The following is a 17931-nucleotide window of genomic DNA, read 5'->3' as shown; positions in this document are numbered from 1 at the left end:
GCGATAACGGTGTGTCAGCTTAAGGAAATATTGAATGCTCCGGCCCCTTCGCGAGCAGGCTCGCTCCCACATGAATTTGTGGCTGCTACGCACTCGCCGGTTTGGCCAACGCAATTCCCGCCGCCCCCAGTCGTCTGAGAATCTCGAACAGCAGATCACTCTTGGTCACTCCGACAATCCTCGGGCTGGCGACATACCCGGTCACCGTCAAGGTAATCCCGTCCGGCGACAGCTTGCTGAAGCGCACAAACGACGCCGGTTTATCGAGGATGGTTTCGTTCTCGCGGTAGGTATTGAGCAGTAAATCCTTCACTTCCTCAGGATCGATATCCAGCGGGAACACCAGCTCCAGCGATGCCACACCCTGAGCGCTGCCACCGAGCGTCACGTTGCGCAGGTTCTGCGAAATCAGCTGCGAGTTGGGCACGATCACGATCGAACGGTCGCTGAGCTGAATCTCCGTGGCGCGCACGTTGATCCGCCGAATGTCGCCTTCGACGCCGCTGATGCTGATCAAATCGCCAACCTTCACCGGTCGCTCGGTCAGCAGAATCAGACCGGAGACGAAGTTCTTCACGATCTCCTGCAAACCAAAACCGATGCCCACCGACAGCGCACTGACGATCCACGCCAGATTGGTCCACTGCACGCCCAGCGACGACAGCGTCAGCAGGATCACAAAGGCATAACCGATATTGGAAAACAGCGTGCTCAGTGACGCGCACATGCCCGGGTCCATGTCGGTCTTGGGCAGGAACTCGTTGTCGAGCCAACGGCGCAGCGCGCGGATCAGCCAGATGCCGATCATCAGCGCGAGCACTGCGTTGAGCAGATGCGCCGGGACGATGTTGAATTTGCGCAACCCGGCGCCGCCGAGAATCGCCATGATGTTGCTCGCCAATTGCCCCAGCGTGGTGCCGATGCCGCCCACGAACAGCGCGATCACCGCCAGCAACAGCAGCGCGGCGCGGCTGAAACCGGAGAGCAGAATCGAGATCTGGTCGAGCCGTCGATCGCCGATGCCGAGTAACTGTTTGAGCGCTTTGCCGCTCGCATGCTTGGGCGAAAACGCGTATTCGCAGCCGTCCTTGATCACCTGAATCAGCAGGTAAAAACCCGACAGCACGATGTACGCCCAGACCACCTCGTAGGTGATGAAACGGGACAGCGACACGTAACCGGTGAGCAGCGCAATCGCCGAGACGAACATCGCAATACTGGCGATGGTGTACATCACGCCGGCAAACGTACTGTTGGCTTGCGCGTCATTGGCGGCGACCAAAGCCTTGCGCACTTTGCCGACGCGCAACAGCAACGTCACGACAATCACCATGACCACGATTGAAGTGACACCGCGCCCGGCCAGCACAATCTGGCTGCTCATGCCGGTGGCATTGCACACCTGCACCAGCGTCACCAGCACCAACAGCGTGCCCGACAGAATCCGTGGGAAACGCTTCAACGCTTGCGCCACCTGATCATGAATTGCCGGCAGTCGCCACGACGGGTGATCGATCGACAACAACGCGCGGCTCAGGCCGGTGATCAATACGCAGGCGTACACAGCTTTTTCGAATTCTTCGGAAAACGTCGAGAGCACCGGCGTCAGCGGCGCGTGGCGGGTGAGCGCGTAAAACAGCAAATGCAGGGCGAGGGCGGTGGTTGCGATTGTCGCCAGCGCCGACGCAAACGCCAGCGCACTGCGGCGCAAACGCCCTTCGGGCACGCGATGGATGCACAACCACGTCAAACCGCGCTCCGCCAAACGGCGCCCGACCGTCCACACCACGAGCGCCAGCAGCACCAGCACCACCGTAAAAAAATACCGACCCGGCACCCACACGGTCGCCCAGGTTTGGCTTATTTGCTCGACGAAAAAACCGAAGCGCTGACGATCATCCAGCGAAGGCTTGACCAGCGGCGCCCAGAAATCCGGATTGAGCACGCTGAGCGTGCCCAGGGTCAGTTCGCTCTCCAGCAACGTACGCCGAATGCCGGCGATCTGCGTGATCAAATCCGCCGCACTCTGCTTCAATGCCGCGAGACTCTTCAGCGTCCCATCGACCTTGTTCTTCTGCTCCGTCAGCGCTGCCCGTTGCGCGACAATATCCGCCTGCTCAGCGGCGATTTCCGTATCCGGCGCCGCGCCCAACACACCCAATTGCACCGTCAACTGCGCCTGCTGCGGCAACAACGAGGCCGACAACTTATCGACATCCAGAATGAACGCCTGTACCCGATCCTGCGGGCCTTCGAGCTGGTTGTAATTGTTGGCGGCAGAGATTTGCTGTTTTAGGCCGTCGAGGCGTTGTTGCAGGGCCTGAAGATCGCTTTGCGAAATCACCGGAAGCGGGGCGGCACTGGTTGTCGAAGACGCAGGAAGATCGGCGGCCCACAGCGAGGGGCTGCCGATCGTGCACAGCAGAAGTACAACGGAAAACAACGATCTGAGTAGATGGCGCATGGATGGAACAGGCTCGGATTGATCACACAGTCTAAGAGGTTAGGTGATCAGGCCGTACAGGGCGGAAAAGTTTCGGGGGCAGTGTTGCCGGGTCAGGTAAAAGCCCCACCTTCAACATGGTAAACCGTCGGTTCTGCAGAAAAGCAGGCCTCCAGACCCAGCATGAACAGGCGATGGTCTTCGCTCGCCTCGAAGCCTGGCGTGTGATCCTCGAGGGATTGCCATTTTACGATCAGGTTGAATACGTCAGGGGTTTCGATCCCTTGCGCCAGCACGTGGCCCAGGTAGCCCTTGGCACGGGTGAGCAAAGGGACGACCTCGGCAAACGCTGTCCGGAACATTTCGAGGCGTTCCTGACGAATGGGAAGTTGAGCGATTTCATAAATCATGGCGTGCCTCTTCAGCGGTTCAAGCGGTTAGAAGTTTTGATCAGGCGACAATCGATGGCCGGACAGCGATGGCGATTTTTCCTTGAACACCGTTGTTGGGTGTCTCAAGTCGGCTATGGGCGAGCGGGATGTCGACCAGTGAGTAAACAGCGCCAACGTGTGGGCGCAATTGGCCGCGCTCGACCAGCGCGCTCAATTCATCAAGCTTGCCGCGATTCTGCCGGGTGAATACAAAGTGAATACTGGCGTTCTTGCCCCAGGCCTGAACCAGGTTTTGCGGTTGGGCGATGTCGACAATCGTCACCACGCGACCCAGTTGCGCCAGCACATCCGGGCTGCGCGACAGGGTGTTGCCGCCGATGGTGTCGAACACTACATCGACACCTTGGCCCTTCGTTTCGCGCAGGATGACGTCGAGGTAATCCTCTTTCTCGTAATCAATGACCACGTCGGCACCCATGCTCCGTGCGAACTCGGCATTGGTTTCACGCACGGTGGTGAACACTTTCGCGCCGATTGCTTTCGCCAGTTGGATCGCCACATGACCGACGCCTCCCGCACCGCCGTGTATCAGGATGCTTTCGCCCACCTTGAGCGCCGCACGTGTGACCAGTGCTTCCCATGCCGTACCGCCAACCAGTGTCAGGCTGGCGGCCTCGAGATGGCTCAGCGAGGACGGCTTTTTGCCGATGATGCTTTCGCTGGCGACGTGGTACTCGGCGTAACTGCCGGGGCCGTCGAATATCTGTGGCGTGTACCAGACCTCGTCGCCCACCGCGAACGCCGTCACCCCGGGCCCGACGGCTTCGACAACGCCAGATACGTCGTGGCCGGTAATGCTCGGCAGTGTCACCAGGTCCGGATAATCCCCGCGGCGGATCTGATAGTCCAACGGATTGATGGAAGTTGCGTGTACTTGAACCAACACCTGTCCCGCTCCTGGCGCCGGTTTGGGCACGTCACGGAGCTCGAACGATTCAGGGCCGCCAAATGCTTTAAGGGTCATCGCTTTCATGGTGTTACCTCGTATCGATAAAAAGGGATATCGAGATATCTCGATATCATGCGGTAAAAAATTACAGCTCTTTTCCTATGATCTCGGCCAGAACACTGATGGTTGCTTCATTGCGCTTGTAGTAGGTCCACTGACCGATACGCCGGACTTCGACCAAACCCACCCGTTGCAGCGTCGCCAGATAACCCGACACGGTGGACTGCGACAGCCCGATGCCTTCTTGAATACTGCTCACGCAGACGCCCACCTCATGCACGTCCCCTTCGTCTTGCGCAGGGAAGTTCTTGGCTGGGTCCTTCAACCCCTTCAGGATCTGAAGGCGCGTCGGGTTCGAGAGGGCTTTGAAGATTTCGAGTAGGTCCATGGGGTCGAGGATATCGAGATTTATCGATATGTCAATGCGTAAGTTTCTGCGCGCCGGACCGCGCTCAGGCAACACCGAATCAAAAGGTCAGGGCAGGAGATGGATCAGTTGCGGCTCCAGAGCATCGGCGCCCAAGTCCAGCAGGGCCAGCGTGACCGGAAGTTTGAAACGCCGGCGACCGGCGCTGCCCGGATTCAGGTACAGCCGCTCACCACGCCATTCGATCAACGGCTTGTGGGAGTGGCCAGTGATGATCAGACGGGTGTGGCTGTCGAGCAGGGCGGGGACGTCGGCGATGTCGTGGATGAGTAGGGTTTGCCAGCCGTTGAGGTCGAGGGTGAGGTGATCGGGAAGGTCTTTTGCCCAAGGCAGATCCAGATCATTGTTGCCGCGGACGGCATGGACCGGGGCGATTTGCGCCAATTCGCTGAGGATCTCCGCGCTGCCGATATCGCCGGCATGGAGGATGAGTTCAACGCCCTGGATCGCGGCTAAAGCCTCGGGACGGAGGAGGCCGTGAGTGTCGGAGATGATGGCGATTTTCATGGGCAGAGATTAGCAGGATTGGCCCGGATGGAGCATTCAGTCAGTGGGTACCAAAGTGGTTGCGGGTGTACCGCCGGTATACTGCGGGATCAAACAATTTGAAGATGATCTTTTGAGGAGCATGCAATGCCTGCCGGGAAACGTGAACTGGCGCGAATGGAACGCCTGCTGATCACCACACTGACCGAAGCGTGCGAAACAGCCAAAAGTGAAATCAAAGGCTTTACCTGGCTCACCCACACGGGTGACCTGAACGCAGCGGCTCAAACCCTGAAAATAACCTGGGTGTTCGAAACCCTCGCCGACAGAAAGCTCGCCCAGGTTGAGGCGAAAGCGCGCATCTTTGAGCTGACGGCCACCGCATTGAATGAAGCCGGCGTCGAGCTGAAACTGACCGATCACAATGTCCGCTTCGACTCGGAGCAAGAGTGCCAGAGCAGCCAAGGTGGCGATTGGCAGAAGCGTCTGGCCAAGCGCTAGGTGCGGGCATTCGCCGGAAAAGTGCTCGAAGTCAGTCATTCATCTACGACGTCAAAACGCAGCAAAAGAATTTGAACCGCTTCCGGGCACGCTCACCTAATGATTAGCCCATGGATAATTCCACAGGCGATCTGCCAATACCGGCATGCTCCGAGAGGTGGTCAACGTGGCTAAAGACGATAAGAAAAGCAAAGGTGAAGCTTCCAAAGCCAGTAAGGAACTGAAAGACAAGAAGTCATCACCGACGAAGAAGGCTGCGGCCGTTTCGACTCTTTCGAAATCCTCCGATAAGGATAAGAAAGACAAGAAAAAAGATGCCGAACCGAAGAAGTCTGCCAAGAAGGCTGATAGCAAGCCCGAAAAGGCCAAGAAGTCAGACAAATCAGAGAAAGCAGAAAAACCGGCGAAGAAGAAAAAGTAACTTCGCTGTCGGCCAGGGCTTTGTGCCCTGGCTACTTCTGGCCGTTAAAATCAATTCGGCATCAGCACTGTATCGATCACATGAATCACACCGTTGGATTGCATGACGTCAGCGATGGCAATAGCTGACTTGCCTCCTTTGGCATCCACCAACCACAGCTTGCCCTCGTGCAGCATGATGGTCAGCGACTCTCCCTGGACGGTTTTCAGCATAACTTTGCCGTCGTGCATTTTGGCGTCAGCCATCAACTGCTTTGCGGTATGAGTCCCCGGTACGACGTGGTAAGTCAGGATCTTTGTCAGGTCTGCCTTGTGTTCCGGTTTAACCAGCGTATCAACAGTCCCAGCGGGCAGTTTGGCAAAGGCCTCATTGGTGGGGGCGAAGACGGTAAACGGTCCTTTACCGTTGAGGGTATCGACAAGCCCGGCAGCCTTTACCGCAGCGACGAGCGTCGTGTGATCCTTGGAATTGACTGCGTTTTCGACAATGGTCTTGGTCGGATACATGGCGGCGCCACCGACCATCACGTTGTCGGCGGCGAAACCGAGTCCAGCGCCAAGGCTCAGCACTGTCAGGCAGGTAATCGCGATGCGTTTGAAGAGAGTGTGCATGGTGTGTCTCCTGGATTCTTCGACCCTTCGAGTGAGGGTATTGAATTTACGGAGCGGAGGCGGGAATGGATGCAGTTTGGCGGAAATGTTTTTATGGGAGCGCCGTTTTTGGTCCGAAGAGGGCGTTTGTGGATGGCAGCTTTCGGCCAGAAGCAGCCACTCGTAACCGGCAGTTTCCGCGGTGAGTCAGGCAACCGTCGATCAATCTCGCGGAGTCTGGCCAGTCGAGTTTCCAATGCTCGCGAGAAAAATGTGGGTATCCCGATTAGAGCGCAGACAAACGACACGGCAAGCTGAAGGCGCTGTTCCAACAAGTTGCTGCATCTTTGCTCGCGCTGATTTTTTCGTCCGCCACATGAATCTAAAAAACTCTGGCAGGTTCATCAGCAGTTCGGGGCAGTTCTCCGGCAAGTCAGGCCGAGACTGGCCGCGTTGGAGCAGCGTCCTACGCAGTACGCGCAAGAATCGAAGCGTCGCCGAACGATCAATCCATATCAAAAGATCTGCACGGGCCAGCCGGTTGTCCCAAGTGGCTGAATGGCCACCTTCGAATATCCAACAATCTCGGGCTTCTACATCGAGACAAAGCTGTGTCTTCTCGTCCCGACTTCGTTCGATCCACCCTGGCTGCCAGTGAATAGTATCGATATGAACGACCGGCAAACCCGTGCGCCGACCAACCTCACGCGCCAAAGTGCTTTTGCCTGACCCAGGTTGACCAACAATCATCACCCGTTGCATCGAAGCTCCTTCTCGCTATGCAAGCTGATTTTTGGGGGTGGCGATTTTACGTCAATGCCTATCTCGGTCAACGACAAGCGGTCAGCGTGACAGGCAGCTTTAGGCCGATTACTGCCTAATGTGGGTGCTGCAGCAACCCAAAGCGGACGGATCGACCCAGAACTTGAGTCGATCTATCAATGCCGGTTAGAAATGCCAGTCCTCAGCGTGAACCACACGGCAGAATGGGCCCGCCAGGGTTGCATTATGATGAGCGATGATATTTTCAGCCTTCAAAGCGGGAGTGTCGGTGCAGGTATGACCATCGGCGATCAGTACTGCATCGAATCCAAGATCCCGTGCGGCGCGGCAGGTGCTATCGACACAATACTGGGTCTTCATCCCGGCAATAACCACGCCCTGAGAACCACAAGCCTTTAGTCGATCGGCTAGGTCAGTCATGGCAAAAGCGTTAGGCCGGCTTTTTTTGAAAATCACTTCGTCACCCTGCAGCAACAGTTCCTCTACCAGTTGCGTCAACGGGCTTCCTGGTTCGATAGGCGAGCCGGGCGGCCCTTCGTGGCGACCAAGAAAAATTGGCGCGCCGGCCATACGGGCTTTAATCAATAGATTATTCAACGTATTCAGCAGCGCCTCACCAGCCCACGGTTTATCCGGGCCATGAAACAATCCAACCTGCATATCAAGAATCAACAGTGCATGCATAGTGCTTTTCCTTGCATTTGGACCAGCGACACAAGGGCAAAAGAAAAGGCCCTATCCATCACTGGCGGGCCTTTGAAGTTCGTGCGTTATTGGCTCACGACACCTCTCACGACCCGCCTCGGGCGGTCGTGGTAGTCGTGGTCGAGGCAATCTGTAGCTGATGCATAAGTGGACAGTACCCGCGTGGTACTAGGTTGGCAAGGGGACGAGATCTACGCGATGGCTACTTCTTGTGTTGCTCGTTGACGTCCGCTTTTGTTTGAAAACTGAGACCAAGACTGACCGGTTTTGGCCGAAAGCTGCTGCTCGCGAACGACTACTTTCGGCCAGAAGCAGACATCCGTGATGGGTAGCATTCAGCTCGAAGTTGCCTCCCGCACGGTAGTTAGGTCAGCTTTTCAATCAAAATCGAGGTAGCTGTGATCGTTATATCTCCAAAATCACCTTGAAGGGATAGAACATTATCAACAATGTTTATCCCTTCAAGCTCTCCGAGTTCGCTGGAGTTTTGAACGTTAAGAGCGCCAAGCCTGATAGTTAGGTCAGTGCCGTCCGCGTTCCATGCCATCAGCTTATTTCTGGTCCCGTCATCCAGTCTGACCATCATCTCGAAATAGCGATGGGCTTGGTCCACTGTGATCGATAAGACACTGCTTTCTTCAAGTGCGTGAACATCCATGATGAAGCTTCTTTTGTTCAAATCCGCATCCTACTACAGGCCACTATAGGCGAATGCATGCGTCTGAAATGAAGGTCCGCTTGTGGCCGAAAGCTGCCATTCGCAAGCGCTGGAATATCTAATCCAATTTCCATCTGCCGTTTGTCCTGATGGAGTGCATGCGGCAGAGTTACAAAGCTTGTTTGGCGAAGCTGCGACTGACAGCGTGTGGCCAAAACTCTCGACGCTGCGTGACCGATGACTAGGCAGGGAGCAGGATGCACCACGAAACGCAGCTAAAGGCTTTGCTGGCTGAGGATCGGGTACGGATGCAGGTTCTGCGAACTGTTCGTGGCCTTGATTTGCCGCACTGCTGGGTCTCGGCAGGTTTTGTGCGCAGTCTGGTTGATTTCATCATTGGCAAGGGGCGTTTTGTTGCTATACCAAACCGCGCTTGACCTCTTCGCTGATCAGGTCAGCCATCATCTGCACCGGTTCAGTCAGGCTGCTGCGCGAGCGATGTATCAGCCCGATATCCCGGTGAAAGGTGTGTTCGCCAAGATCGAGCGCGCGGACGCCTGGCGGCCATTGCGGATCGGGCGTTGTTTGCGGCACCAGCGCCACGCCGACGCCGTTTTCCACCAGTTTGATGATCGCCTCCAGTTCGTCCAGTTCGCACACTTCGTGCAGGGTGAAATGCATCTGGCGCAGAAAGCGGTCGACCTGTCTGCCGCCGAAAGATGATCTGTCATAGCGAATAAAGGGTTGGCTGGAAAGCAGGCCTGCCCAGTCATCGCCCGGCACATCGCGCGGCACAATCAACCGGTAAGGTTCAAGCGCCAGAGTGGTCCAGCGCAGGTCGCTCTGCAGCGAGAAGGGCGGGCGGATGATGACGGCCATGTCGATTTCGCCGGCGTCCACGAGGTTCACCATTTCCATCGACAGCCCCGGGACAACGCGCGTGCGGCATTGCGGGCAATGTTGGTGAAACTTCGCCAGCGCATCCGGCAGATACGAACGTTGCACGGACGCGATCGCGCCGATGTTGACCAGCACACTCGGCGGTTGTCCCATCGTCGTAGAACCCAGATTCTCGTAAAGCCTGAGCAACTCCTGCGCTTGCAGAAGGATCTGGTGACCCATTTTGTTGAGGTGCGCCGAGCGTCCTTTTCTGTCGAACAGCTCGAAGCCGAGTTCAGCCTCCAGGCGCTGGATTTGCGCACTGACGGCGGCCTGGGTGAGGCCGATCCTGTTGCCGGCTGCGGCAAAGGTGCCTTCCCGCGCCACGGCGATGAGTGTCTTGAGTTCTTTGATCATTCACAAATATTAATTGTGTTTCTAAGAAATATATATTGATTTTTATGTTCGGTTTTCCGGCCTAGGATGTTTCCCATCCCCGGCAACGGCTGAACCCAAAGAGCCAATGACAGCGGGACTGTTCGCCAACCAACAACAAATATTTGGAGTTCTGATGAGCCTCTCGCCCTTTCACCTTGCAATCCCTGTGTACGACCTGGCTGCAGCGCGGACTTTTTACGGGGAAGTCTTTGGTCTTGAAGAAGGACGCTCCAGCAATCAATGGGTCGATTTCGATTTTTATGGTCATCAACTGGTCATTCACGAGCACCCGAAAACCGCCTCGCAAGAGAGCGTCCACAGCAACCCGGTCGATGGTCACGATGTTCCCGTGCCGCACTTCGGCATCATCCTGGGTTGGGAACAATGGGAAGCGCTGGCCGAGCGTCTCAAGTCTTTCGGCACCGAGTTTGTGATCGAACCGTACATTCGCTTCAAAGGGCAGGTCGGCGAGCAAGCCACCATGTTCCTGTTTGATCCGTGCGGCAACGCTCTTGAATTCAAGGCGTTCAAGGATATGAGCCAGCTGTTCGCCAAGTAACAACCGGCGTGGCACAACCCCGTTGTGCCATTTGATCTCAAGTGAGCTGGATGCTCATGACTCTAGCAACTGCGAATAGCCGCAGACCTTTCATTCCAACAAGAAGGCTAGACATGAAACGTATTCCCTTGGTGTGGCAAATCATTGCCGGACTGTTGCTTGGCGTGCTCGTCGGTTGGTACTTCAATGCCCATCCGCAGTATCAAAGTTGGGTGAGCGCGGAGATTCTCAAACCGCTCGGTGACATCTTTATCAAGATGATGAAGATGGTGGTTGTACCGATTGTGTTCTGTTGCATGATCCTGGGGATTGCAGGAGGTGGCGACAGCAAGTCGTTTGGCCGCATGGGCGCGAAGTCGCTTGGCTACTTCTTTGCGATTACTGCGCTGGCGATCGTCATAGGTTTGTGTTTCGCGAACTTGTTCGAGCCCGGAACAGGCACCGACATTTCAGGCATCTCGCACAGCACGGCAGCCATTAATCTGGAGCCGTCGAAAGGCGCCTTGGTGATTCTGCAGAACATCGTTCCAGACAACGTAGTCGTGGCGATGTCGGAGGCGAAGTTGCTGTCGGTGCTGTTCTTCGCTGTGCTGTTGGGCCTGGCATTGAATGCTTTACCGAAAGACAAAAGTGCGCCTTTCATCGCCGTCGTGCAGAGCCTTTCCGATGCGATGTTCAAGGTGGTTTCCATCGTCATGGCCTACGCGCCGATCGGTGTGTTCGGCATGATTGGCGCAACCGTCGCAACGTTTGGTTTTGCCTCATTGCTGCCGCTGCTCAAGTTGATTGGCGTGGTGTATCTGGCGTTGATTGTTTTCGCTTTGGTCGTGCTGGGTGGCATTTGCTACTTGATTGGCGAAAACATCTTCAAGTTGATCCGCTACTTCCGCAACGAGTTGATTCTGGCGTTTTCCAGTGCTGCTTCGGCCGCCGTCATGCCGCAATTGATGACCAAACTGGAAAGCTACGGTGTGCCGCGTCGAATCGTCAGTTTTGTGGTGCCGGTGGGGTATGCCTTCAATCTTGATGGTGCGTCGATTTTTCTCGGTGTGGCGACGATCTTTGTCGCCCAGCTTTACAGCATCGACCTGTCGCTGTCCCAGCAGATCCTGTTGGTGGTGACCATGGTGCTGACCTCGAAGGGCGCCGCCGGGGTGCCGGGGTTTGCCATCATCATTTTGTCAGCCACCTTGGCGTCCGCCGGGCTGCCATTGGAAGGGGTGGCATTGATTGCCGGCATCTTCAGGATCATCGACAGCGGCACCACCACGCTGAATGTTTTGGGTAACGCCATTGCACCACTGGTGATCGCCAAGTGGGAAAAGGTCGAACTGCAACCTGCATTGGCTCAGCCAGTGGCAAGGGGTTAGTTGACACCACGGCAGCAGTTGCACTGATCACACGTATACGTCTGCTGACAAAGGGACGTTTTTTTTGGCCTGGTTTACTAGACGACCGGTCTATTGATTTGGAGGATGCATGACAGATTTCGCTTTTGACACCGATCTTTTTTCGCCGATGCAGATGGGCGCGTTGCAGTTGGCTAACCGCATCGTCATGGCGCCGGTGACCCGCAGCCGAATGGCTGACGACGGCGTGCCGAATGAAATGCACGCCACTTACTACGCCCAGCGCGCCAGTGCCGGCCTGATCATCGCCGAAGCGACGAACATTTCTGCCCAGGGCCGTGGCTATGCGATGACGCCGGGCATCTGGTCGGAAGAGCAGGTCGCCGGCTGGAAAAAAGTCACCGATGCCGTGCACGCGGCGGGCGGCAAAATCGTTAGCCAGTTGTGGCACGTCGGGCGTTTTTCCAGCGTTGAGTTGCAGCCTGACGGCGCAGCCCCGGTGGCACCTTCGGCAATCAAGGCTGAGGGCAGCACGTACACCGAAAAAGGCTTTGTCGAAGTGTCGATGCCGCGCGCGCTGGAGACCTCGGAGATGCCCGGCATCATCGAGCAATACAAGCGCGCCGCCGAGAATGCCAAACGCGCCGGTTTCGATGGCGTGGAAGTGCATTCAGCCAACAGCTATCTGCTCGACCAGTTCCTGCGTGATTCCACCAATCAGCGCACGGACCGATACGGCGGCTCCATTGAAAACCGCGCTCGGCTGACCTTGGAAGTCACCGAAGCCGTGGTGTCGATCTGGGGCAGCGCGCGAGTCGGGATTCGCCTTTCGCCGGTGACTCCGGATGCCGGAAATACGCCACCCGACAGCAACGTCATGGCGACTTACGGCTACCTCATCCAGCAGCTCAATCGATTCAATCTCGCTTATCTGCATTTCGTCGAAGGCGCCACGGCCACCTCCCGCACGGTGCCTGAAGGTGTGGATCTGGACGCCCTGAGCGCGCAGTTCGACGGCGCATTCATCGGCAATAACAACTACGACCTGGCGATGGCTCTTGAGCGCCGGGCACAGGGGCGGATTGATGCGGTGGCATTTGGTCGCCTGTTCATCTCCAACCCCGATCTCGTCGAGCGCCTGCGTCGCGGTCTCGAGCTGATCATCGCGCCCCGCGAGAGTTACTACGGCGGAGGCGCCAAAGGTTACATCGATTGGCCAACGGCTAACGCTTGAGCAACCCGCCCCCGTAAGCATTCACCGTTAAGAGGCACTCAACATGAATTATCTGCAAAACAAAGTCGCCATCGTCACGGGCGCATCGTCCGGCATCGGCGCGGCCACCACCCGCGCGCTGGCAGCACACGGGGTTCGTGTCGTCGCCGCCGCATTGGATGAAAAGGGCCTGCAAGCCTTCGTCGCCGAGCTGCGCGACGCCGGCCACGAAGTGGTCGCTTTCACCACGGACGTGACTCAACCGGAGCAAACCCGGGCACTGGCGACGTTCGCCCAGAAAACCTACGGCACCGTCGACATTTTGCTGAACAACGCCGGGCTGATGCTGTTTTCCAACTGGGTCGATCTGGCCGTGCAGGATTGGGAAAAGATGATCGACGTGAACATCAAAGGCTATCTCAACGCCATCGCGGCGGTGCTGCCGTTGATGCTGGCGCAGAAGTCCGGGCAGATTCTCAACATGGACTCCGTTGCGGGCCACCAGGTCGGACCGGCCGCAGGTGTTTACAGCGCCACCAAGTTTTTCGTCCAGGCCATGACCGAGTCCATGCGCAAGGAACTCGGTGTGCAGCATGGCATCCGCGTCAACACGGTCAGCCCCGGCGTGATCAATACCGGTTGGGCCGACAAAGTCAGCGATCCCGCAGGGCGCGAAGCCGCCCAGGCACTGAACAAGATTGCCATTGCCCCCGACGATATCGCCCGCGCGGTGATCTACGCGCTCAACCAACCGGAAAACGTCACCGTCAACGACTTGATCATCTCGCCGACCCGCCAGGATTGGTAACGATCATCCGCCTTCATCAAGAGGAAACAACCATGTCCAAGAACATCAAAGCCGTCCCGACTGCTGAATACAACGCCGTCATCGCCACCGCCACGCAGTACGTCGAAGGTCTGCGAATCGGCAGCGCTGCCGGCGTCGCCCAAGCCTTCCATAAAGACGCCGTGATGTACGGTTTCACCAACGGCGAACTGCTCGGCGGGCCGATCAAAAACCTGTTCGATTTCGTCGAGAAAAACGGTGGTGCCCCCGAAATCACCACGCGGCTCGACGTACTCGCCATCACACCGACCACCGCCGTGGTGCGCGTCGACATGGAGAACGATGCGATCGGCGCCGACTACAACGACTACCTGACCCTGATCAAAATGGACGGCGTCTGGAAAGCCATTGCCAAGGTGTACCACCAGTTCGACGCGTAAACCTCGACCGGTCCCGGCGCCTGATGCCGGGATCGGCAAACCACCTGTTTCAAGGATCTATACGATGACGATGGTTGAGTATTCCGCTGTTCTGGAAGGCAACGCAGAACGGGTCTGGAGTGTGTTGAAAAAGTTTGGCGAGATCTCCAGGTGGCATCCTTCGATTGTGACTAGTGAGATCGAAGGTGGATTGGCGGATGGCCTGACAGGTTGTATTCGCAAGCTTGTACTCGCCGACGGCGGGGTGGTCAGAGAGCGTTTGTTGTCGGTTGATGATCGTGTGTTGGCGCTGTCCTACCGTTTCGAAGAAGCGCCGTTGCCGCTGGATAACTATGTGGCGACGGTTCGGCTGGTGGCTTTGACGGAGCACCGTCAGACGCTGATTACATGGGTGGCTGATTTCGACCTGCAAGAGCCGAACACGGCTGAGCATTATCAGGCGCTGATTCGTGGCTTGATTGTCGAAGGGCACAAAGGGTTGCAGACATTGCTTACTCAATAAGGCGATGAGCGCGCCTTCAGCTTCATCAGGCCGAGCTTGCCTTCGGCCTGCATTCCCAACAGGAATGCAGCACATAAAATTAATGAATTTTTCTTATTTCACCACCCGGCGTAAGTTGCTCCAAAGGACATGGAGACTCGCCTGTGAATACACCCTCAGCTGATAAGTTCGACACTTCCCGCGCCAGCGAATACGCCAGACAAAGCCGCATCGCGTTGGCCGGCTATGACGCTTGCCACGATCTGGCGGCGTGTATGCTCGCCGCCAGCCTTGGCCAGTCCCGCGCGGCAAAAACATTGGTGGTGGGCGCCGGTGGTACGGCGCAGGAAATCATTGCCATGGCCGCGTTGGAACCGGCATGGCACTTCACTGCTGTCGACCCTTCCGAGCCCATGCTGGAAACCGCTGTGCAGCAGTTGCACGCCCATGATTTACAGCACAGAACGACGGTGCATCTTGGCCACGTTGATGATTTGCCGGTGGCCGAACGCTTCGACGCTGCAACGCTGATCGGCGTCCTCCATCACCTGAAGGGCGATGAAGCGAAACAGCAGATTCTGTGTTCGGTTCAGGCGCGGCTGAAACCCGGCGCGCCGCTGATTGTGGCGGGCAACCATTACGCCTACGCCAGTCAGCCGCTGTTGCTGGCGGCGTGGGGGCAGCGCTGGCGGCAGCAGGGCGCAAGTGCGGAGGAGGTGAGCGCCAAGCTTGGGAAGATTCTGCAGGGCGCCGACCCGCCGCATTCCGAGGCAGCGGTTCAGCAATTGCTTACCGGCGCAGGATTTGGCCCGGCTATGCGCTTTTTCAGCAGTCTGTTCTGGGGCGCGTGGCTGACGTGCAAGGTTTGAAAAATGATGGCTGATCCAGACGGGTGACCTTGGTATTCGTCAAAACCGCCCTCATAACCATGGCTAAACCCGATGCCCGAGAGGAAGCACTGATCATGACCACTCAAACCGAAACTGCGATTCTGGCCGGCGGCTGCTTCTGGGGCATGCAGGATTTGCTGCGGCGCTATCCTGGCGTGCTGGAGACGCGCGTCGGCTACACCGGCGGCGAGGTGCCGAATGCGACCTATCGCAACCATGGCAATCACGCCGAAGCCATTGAGATCGTCTTCGATCCTGCGGTGATCAGCTACCGGCAGATCCTCGAGTTCTTCTTCCAGATTCACGACCCGAGCACCCCCAACCGTCAGGGCAATGACCTCGGTCCCAGCTATCGCTCGGCGATCTATTACCTCAACGAACAGCAACGGGATATCGCCGAAGACACCGCGGCCGACGTCGATGCTTCAATGCTGTGGCCAGGCCGAGTGGTGACCGAGATCGAACCGGCGCGGGAATTCTGGGAGGCCGAGCCGGAGCATCAGGATTACCTCGAGCGTATTCCGAATGGCTACACCTGCCACTTCATCCGCCCGAACTGGAAGCTGCCAAAGCGCGCCTGAAAAGGTAGTGCATAGCCTTGAGCCCATGGCAGGCATTTGCCATGGGTCGATGCACCTCCACCGATTACAACGCCGACGCCATCGAGTGGCCGGCCCGGATGTCGACTTCGATTCAAAAATAATGGAATGAGCAAGGCCATATGGACATGAAAACCGTCACCATCGCAGCGGTAGCTGTTTTGTCGCTCACTCAAGTAACAGCGTCCCTGGCGGATAGCAGCAATGGAAAAAATCTTTATGTGCAGCGCTGTGCGATGTGTCACGGCGCTGATATCAAGGGCACGGGGCCCTTGGCGCGCAAGAGCAATCCGCCGACACCGGACCTGACCACCGCGGCTTTCAAGCAACGCCTGAAGGATTATCCGGGCGTCATTGTGTCCTCGGTCATCCTTCGCCCCAATGGCGACCTGATCCCAAGAACTTTGCGAGAAAACGGCGTGAAGGTCGCGCCGCACGCTTGGAGTGTTGAGGACTTTCGCGATTTGAATCAGTACATGCGCAGCCTGATTTCCAAGGGCTGAGCACCGCTTTACTGGGAATGTAAAGCAGTGCCCGAGCGCCGCAATACCCGGCTTAACGCGAGTAACGATTCCCCGGCCGCTGCAAGCCCAGATGATCACGCAACGTGCTGCCGCTGTATTCGTGGCGGAACAACCCGCGTTGTTGCAGCAACGGCACCACGCCATCGACGAAGTCATCCAGCCCTTCAGGCAGAAACGGCGGCATGATGTTGAAGCCGTCGGCGGCCTGGCCGACGAACCATTCTTCGAGGGTGTCGGCGATGGTTTTCGGCGTGCCGATCACGGTGTGATGGCCGCGCGCGCCGGCGACTTTCAGGTACAACTGACGAATCGTCAGATTTTCCCGGCGCGCCAGATCGATGAACAGGGCCTGACGACTCTGCATCGAATTGCTCTGCGGCAGCTCCGGCAACGGGCCGTCGAGATCATATTCGGACAGGTCGAACCCACCCGCCATGCCCGCGAGCATCGCCAGGCCGACCCGTGGCTCGACCAGATCTTGCAACTGCTGGTATTTGTCTTCCGCTTCACTCTGCGTGCGGCCAATCACCGGGGAAATCCCCGGCATGACTTTCAGCTGTTCAGGCGTGCGCCCGTAGCCGGCGAGGCGACCTTTGACGTCGGCATAAAAAGCCTGGGCGTTGCTGAGTGTTTGTTGCGCGGTGAACACCACTTCGGCGGTGCGCGCGGCCAATGCTTTGCCGGGTTCGGATGAGCCCGCCTGAATCAACACCGGATAACCCTGTGGCGTACGTGGAATGTTCAGTGGCCCGCGTACCCGGTAGTTCTCGCCGTGGTGATTGAGCACATGCAATTTGTCCGGCTGGAAAAACACGCCGCTGGTTTTATCGCGGATGAAAGCGTCGTCTTCAAAACTGTCCCACAGACCCGTCACCACATCGATGAATTCTTCGGCGCGCTGATAACGGTCGCCGTGCTCGAAATGCTTGTCGCGACCAAAGTTCAGCGCCTCCAGATCGGTCGCCGAGGTCACCAGATTCCAGCCACTGCGCCCGCCACTCAAATGGTCGAGGGAGGCGAACTTGCGCGCCAGTAAATAAGGTTCGTTGTAGCTGGTAGAAACGGTTGAAACCAGACCGATGCGCTCGGTCACCGCCGCCAGTCCCGAGAGCAGCACCAGTGGGTCGAAGACATCGCCGGCGGTGGTGAATTGGCCCAGTTCCGGCGAGCCCATCAGGGCCAGATTGTCGGCGAAAAATATCGCGTCGAACTTGCCGCGTTCGGCGGTGGTGGCGAGTTTTTTGAAGTGCTGGAAATCCAGTCCACCGCCGGCCCATGCACGCGGATGGCGCCACGCGGCGAGGTGATGGCCGCTGCTCATGAGAAACGCGCCCAGGCTCATTTTTGCTGTTGTCAT

Annotated in this window: 22 protein-coding genes; 11 read left to right on the top strand and 11 right to left on the bottom strand. The window is 57.3% G+C overall.

The window, feature by feature from the left end:
• Window positions 1-85 precede the first annotated feature (85 nt).
• From ACQ4OE_RS05385 to ACQ4OE_RS05365, 5 genes are all read right to left on the bottom strand, one after another.
• A complete protein-coding gene (locus tag ACQ4OE_RS05385; protein ID WP_430945997.1) occupies window positions 86-2464 on the bottom strand; it encodes a DUF3772 domain-containing protein in 2379 nt (792 codons plus the stop codon).
• 92 nt (window positions 2465-2556) lie between these two features.
• On the bottom strand, window positions 2557-2853 hold the full coding sequence (locus tag ACQ4OE_RS05380) for an antibiotic biosynthesis monooxygenase family protein (RefSeq protein ID WP_430945996.1): 297 nt from the start codon (window positions 2851-2853) through the stop codon (window positions 2557-2559).
• 40 nt (window positions 2854-2893) lie between these two features.
• Window positions 2894-3868 carry a zinc-dependent alcohol dehydrogenase family protein gene (locus ACQ4OE_RS05375; RefSeq protein WP_430945995.1) on the bottom strand — a complete coding sequence of 325 codons (975 nt, stop codon included), beginning with the start codon at window positions 3866-3868 and terminating at the stop codon, window positions 2894-2896.
• A gap of 61 nt (window positions 3869-3929) precedes the next feature.
• Window positions 3930-4232, bottom strand: coding sequence for an ArsR/SmtB family transcription factor (locus ACQ4OE_RS05370; RefSeq protein ID WP_122595564.1), 303 nt, complete (start codon window positions 4230-4232; stop codon window positions 3930-3932).
• A gap of 87 nt (window positions 4233-4319) precedes the next feature.
• Window positions 4320-4778, bottom strand: a complete 459-nt coding sequence (locus tag ACQ4OE_RS05365) for a metallophosphoesterase family protein (protein ID WP_430945994.1) — start codon at window positions 4776-4778, stop codon at window positions 4320-4322.
• Window positions 4779-4904: 126 nt separating this feature from the next.
• Between ACQ4OE_RS05365 and ACQ4OE_RS05360 the strand changes: the two genes are divergently transcribed.
• Together ACQ4OE_RS05360 and ACQ4OE_RS05355 are read left to right on the top strand one after the other, a co-directional pair.
• Window positions 4905-5258 carry a hypothetical protein gene (locus ACQ4OE_RS05360; RefSeq protein ID WP_430945993.1) on the top strand — a complete coding sequence of 118 codons (354 nt, stop codon included), beginning with the start codon at window positions 4905-4907 and terminating at the stop codon, window positions 5256-5258.
• Between the two features lie 157 nt (window positions 5259-5415).
• Window positions 5416-5679, top strand: a complete 264-nt coding sequence (locus ACQ4OE_RS05355) for a hypothetical protein (RefSeq protein ID WP_430945992.1) — start codon at window positions 5416-5418, stop codon at window positions 5677-5679.
• A gap of 50 nt (window positions 5680-5729) precedes the next feature.
• Here ACQ4OE_RS05355 and ACQ4OE_RS05350 read toward each other — a convergent pair whose 3' ends face one another.
• From ACQ4OE_RS05350 to ACQ4OE_RS05330, 5 genes are all read right to left on the bottom strand, one after another.
• The gene (locus tag ACQ4OE_RS05350; protein WP_430945991.1) at window positions 5730-6290 is read right to left on the bottom strand and encodes a fasciclin domain-containing protein; all 561 of its coding nucleotides are present in this window, start codon (window positions 6288-6290) and stop codon (window positions 5730-5732) included.
• Window positions 6291-6491: 201 nt separating this feature from the next.
• Window positions 6492-7031: an AAA family ATPase gene (locus ACQ4OE_RS05345; protein ID WP_430945990.1), complete on the bottom strand. Its 540-nt coding sequence runs from the start codon at window positions 7029-7031 to the stop codon at window positions 6492-6494.
• Window positions 7032-7217: 186 nt separating this feature from the next.
• Complete coding sequence (locus ACQ4OE_RS05340; protein ID WP_430945989.1) at window positions 7218-7736, bottom strand: isochorismatase family protein; 519 nt, start codon at window positions 7734-7736, stop codon at window positions 7218-7220.
• Between the two features lie 385 nt (window positions 7737-8121).
• Window positions 8122-8415 carry a hypothetical protein gene (locus ACQ4OE_RS05335; RefSeq protein ID WP_430945988.1) on the bottom strand — a complete coding sequence of 98 codons (294 nt, stop codon included), beginning with the start codon at window positions 8413-8415 and terminating at the stop codon, window positions 8122-8124.
• A 417-nt stretch (window positions 8416-8832) separates the two neighbouring features.
• A complete protein-coding gene (locus ACQ4OE_RS05330) occupies window positions 8833-9711 on the bottom strand; it encodes a LysR substrate-binding domain-containing protein (protein ID WP_430945987.1) in 879 nt (292 codons plus the stop codon).
• A 154-nt stretch (window positions 9712-9865) separates the two neighbouring features.
• Here ACQ4OE_RS05330 and ACQ4OE_RS05325 point away from each other — a divergent pair, with 154 nt between their 5' ends.
• From ACQ4OE_RS05325 to ACQ4OE_RS05285, 9 genes are all read left to right on the top strand, one after another.
• A complete protein-coding gene (locus ACQ4OE_RS05325; protein WP_122595572.1) occupies window positions 9866-10291 on the top strand; it encodes a VOC family protein in 426 nt (141 codons plus the stop codon).
• Between the two features lie 113 nt (window positions 10292-10404).
• The gene (locus tag ACQ4OE_RS05320) at window positions 10405-11661 is read left to right on the top strand and encodes a cation:dicarboxylate symporter family transporter (RefSeq protein WP_430945986.1); all 1257 of its coding nucleotides are present in this window, start codon (window positions 10405-10407) and stop codon (window positions 11659-11661) included.
• A gap of 109 nt (window positions 11662-11770) precedes the next feature.
• Window positions 11771-12874, top strand: a complete 1104-nt coding sequence (locus ACQ4OE_RS05315; protein ID WP_430945985.1) for an alkene reductase — start codon at window positions 11771-11773, stop codon at window positions 12872-12874.
• Window positions 12875-12917: 43 nt separating this feature from the next.
• Window positions 12918-13661: an SDR family oxidoreductase gene (locus tag ACQ4OE_RS05310; RefSeq protein ID WP_430945984.1), complete on the top strand. Its 744-nt coding sequence runs from the start codon at window positions 12918-12920 to the stop codon at window positions 13659-13661.
• A 32-nt stretch (window positions 13662-13693) separates the two neighbouring features.
• The gene (locus ACQ4OE_RS05305) at window positions 13694-14080 is read left to right on the top strand and encodes a nuclear transport factor 2 family protein (RefSeq protein WP_430945983.1); all 387 of its coding nucleotides are present in this window, start codon (window positions 13694-13696) and stop codon (window positions 14078-14080) included.
• A gap of 64 nt (window positions 14081-14144) precedes the next feature.
• Window positions 14145-14582, top strand: a complete 438-nt coding sequence (locus ACQ4OE_RS05300; RefSeq protein WP_430945982.1) for an SRPBCC family protein — start codon at window positions 14145-14147, stop codon at window positions 14580-14582.
• Between the two features lie 143 nt (window positions 14583-14725).
• On the top strand, window positions 14726-15430 hold the full coding sequence (locus ACQ4OE_RS05295; RefSeq protein ID WP_430945981.1) for a class I SAM-dependent methyltransferase: 705 nt from the start codon (window positions 14726-14728) through the stop codon (window positions 15428-15430).
• A 95-nt stretch (window positions 15431-15525) separates the two neighbouring features.
• Window positions 15526-16032: a peptide-methionine (S)-S-oxide reductase MsrA gene (msrA, locus tag ACQ4OE_RS05290; protein WP_430945980.1), complete on the top strand. Its 507-nt coding sequence runs from the start codon at window positions 15526-15528 to the stop codon at window positions 16030-16032.
• 146 nt (window positions 16033-16178) lie between these two features.
• Window positions 16179-16553, top strand: coding sequence for a c-type cytochrome (locus ACQ4OE_RS05285; protein WP_122595999.1), 375 nt, complete (start codon window positions 16179-16181; stop codon window positions 16551-16553).
• Window positions 16554-16605: 52 nt separating this feature from the next.
• Here the strand turns inward: ACQ4OE_RS05285 and ACQ4OE_RS05280 are convergent, their stop codons facing one another.
• Entirely contained in the window at window positions 16606-17931 is a 1326-nt protein-coding gene (locus tag ACQ4OE_RS05280; RefSeq protein ID WP_122595580.1) for an LLM class flavin-dependent oxidoreductase, read from the bottom strand.

It is taken from the genome of Pseudomonas sp. WC2 (genome assembly GCF_050586545.1).
In the GTDB taxonomy this organism is placed as follows: domain Bacteria; phylum Pseudomonadota; class Gammaproteobacteria; order Pseudomonadales; family Pseudomonadaceae; genus Aquipseudomonas.
Note: the sequence above shows the minus strand (reverse complement) of the source record. Positions and strands in the feature narration are given on the sequence as shown.

Coding starts and splice junctions, on each gene's coding strand:
- ACQ4OE_RS05335 (WP_430945988.1), bottom strand. CDS start 8,415: ATGGATGTTCACGCACTTGAAGAAAGCAGTGTCTTATCGATCACAGTG.
- ACQ4OE_RS05325 (WP_122595572.1), top strand. CDS start 9,866: ATGAGCCTCTCGCCCTTTCACCTTGCAATCCCTGTGTACGACCTGGCT.
- ACQ4OE_RS05380 (WP_430945996.1), bottom strand. CDS start 2,853: ATGATTTATGAAATCGCTCAACTTCCCATTCGTCAGGAACGCCTCGAA.
- ACQ4OE_RS05315 (WP_430945985.1), top strand. CDS start 11,771: ATGACAGATTTCGCTTTTGACACCGATCTTTTTTCGCCGATGCAGATG.
- ACQ4OE_RS05360 (WP_430945993.1), top strand. CDS start 4,905: ATGCCTGCCGGGAAACGTGAACTGGCGCGAATGGAACGCCTGCTGATC.
- ACQ4OE_RS05320 (WP_430945986.1), top strand. CDS start 10,405: ATGAAACGTATTCCCTTGGTGTGGCAAATCATTGCCGGACTGTTGCTT.
- ACQ4OE_RS05375 (WP_430945995.1), bottom strand. CDS start 3,868: ATGAAAGCGATGACCCTTAAAGCATTTGGCGGCCCTGAATCGTTCGAG.
- ACQ4OE_RS05350 (WP_430945991.1), bottom strand. CDS start 6,290: ATGCACACTCTCTTCAAACGCATCGCGATTACCTGCCTGACAGTGCTG.
- ACQ4OE_RS05385 (WP_430945997.1), bottom strand. CDS start 2,464: ATGCGCCATCTACTCAGATCGTTGTTTTCCGTTGTACTTCTGCTGTGC.
- ACQ4OE_RS05280 (WP_122595580.1), bottom strand. CDS start 17,931: ATGACAACAGCAAAAATGAGCCTGGGCGCGTTTCTCATGAGCAGCGGC.
- ACQ4OE_RS05285 (WP_122595999.1), top strand. CDS start 16,179: ATGAAAACCGTCACCATCGCAGCGGTAGCTGTTTTGTCGCTCACTCAA.
- msrA (WP_430945980.1), top strand. CDS start 15,526: ATGACCACTCAAACCGAAACTGCGATTCTGGCCGGCGGCTGCTTCTGG.
- ACQ4OE_RS05370 (WP_122595564.1), bottom strand. CDS start 4,232: ATGGACCTACTCGAAATCTTCAAAGCCCTCTCGAACCCGACGCGCCTT.
- ACQ4OE_RS05300 (WP_430945982.1), top strand. CDS start 14,145: ATGACGATGGTTGAGTATTCCGCTGTTCTGGAAGGCAACGCAGAACGG.
- ACQ4OE_RS05330 (WP_430945987.1), bottom strand. CDS start 9,711: ATGATCAAAGAACTCAAGACACTCATCGCCGTGGCGCGGGAAGGCACC.
- ACQ4OE_RS05345 (WP_430945990.1), bottom strand. CDS start 7,031: ATGCAACGGGTGATGATTGTTGGTCAACCTGGGTCAGGCAAAAGCACT.
- ACQ4OE_RS05365 (WP_430945994.1), bottom strand. CDS start 4,778: ATGAAAATCGCCATCATCTCCGACACTCACGGCCTCCTCCGTCCCGAG.
- ACQ4OE_RS05305 (WP_430945983.1), top strand. CDS start 13,694: ATGTCCAAGAACATCAAAGCCGTCCCGACTGCTGAATACAACGCCGTC.
- ACQ4OE_RS05340 (WP_430945989.1), bottom strand. CDS start 7,736: ATGCATGCACTGTTGATTCTTGATATGCAGGTTGGATTGTTTCATGGC.
- ACQ4OE_RS05310 (WP_430945984.1), top strand. CDS start 12,918: ATGAATTATCTGCAAAACAAAGTCGCCATCGTCACGGGCGCATCGTCC.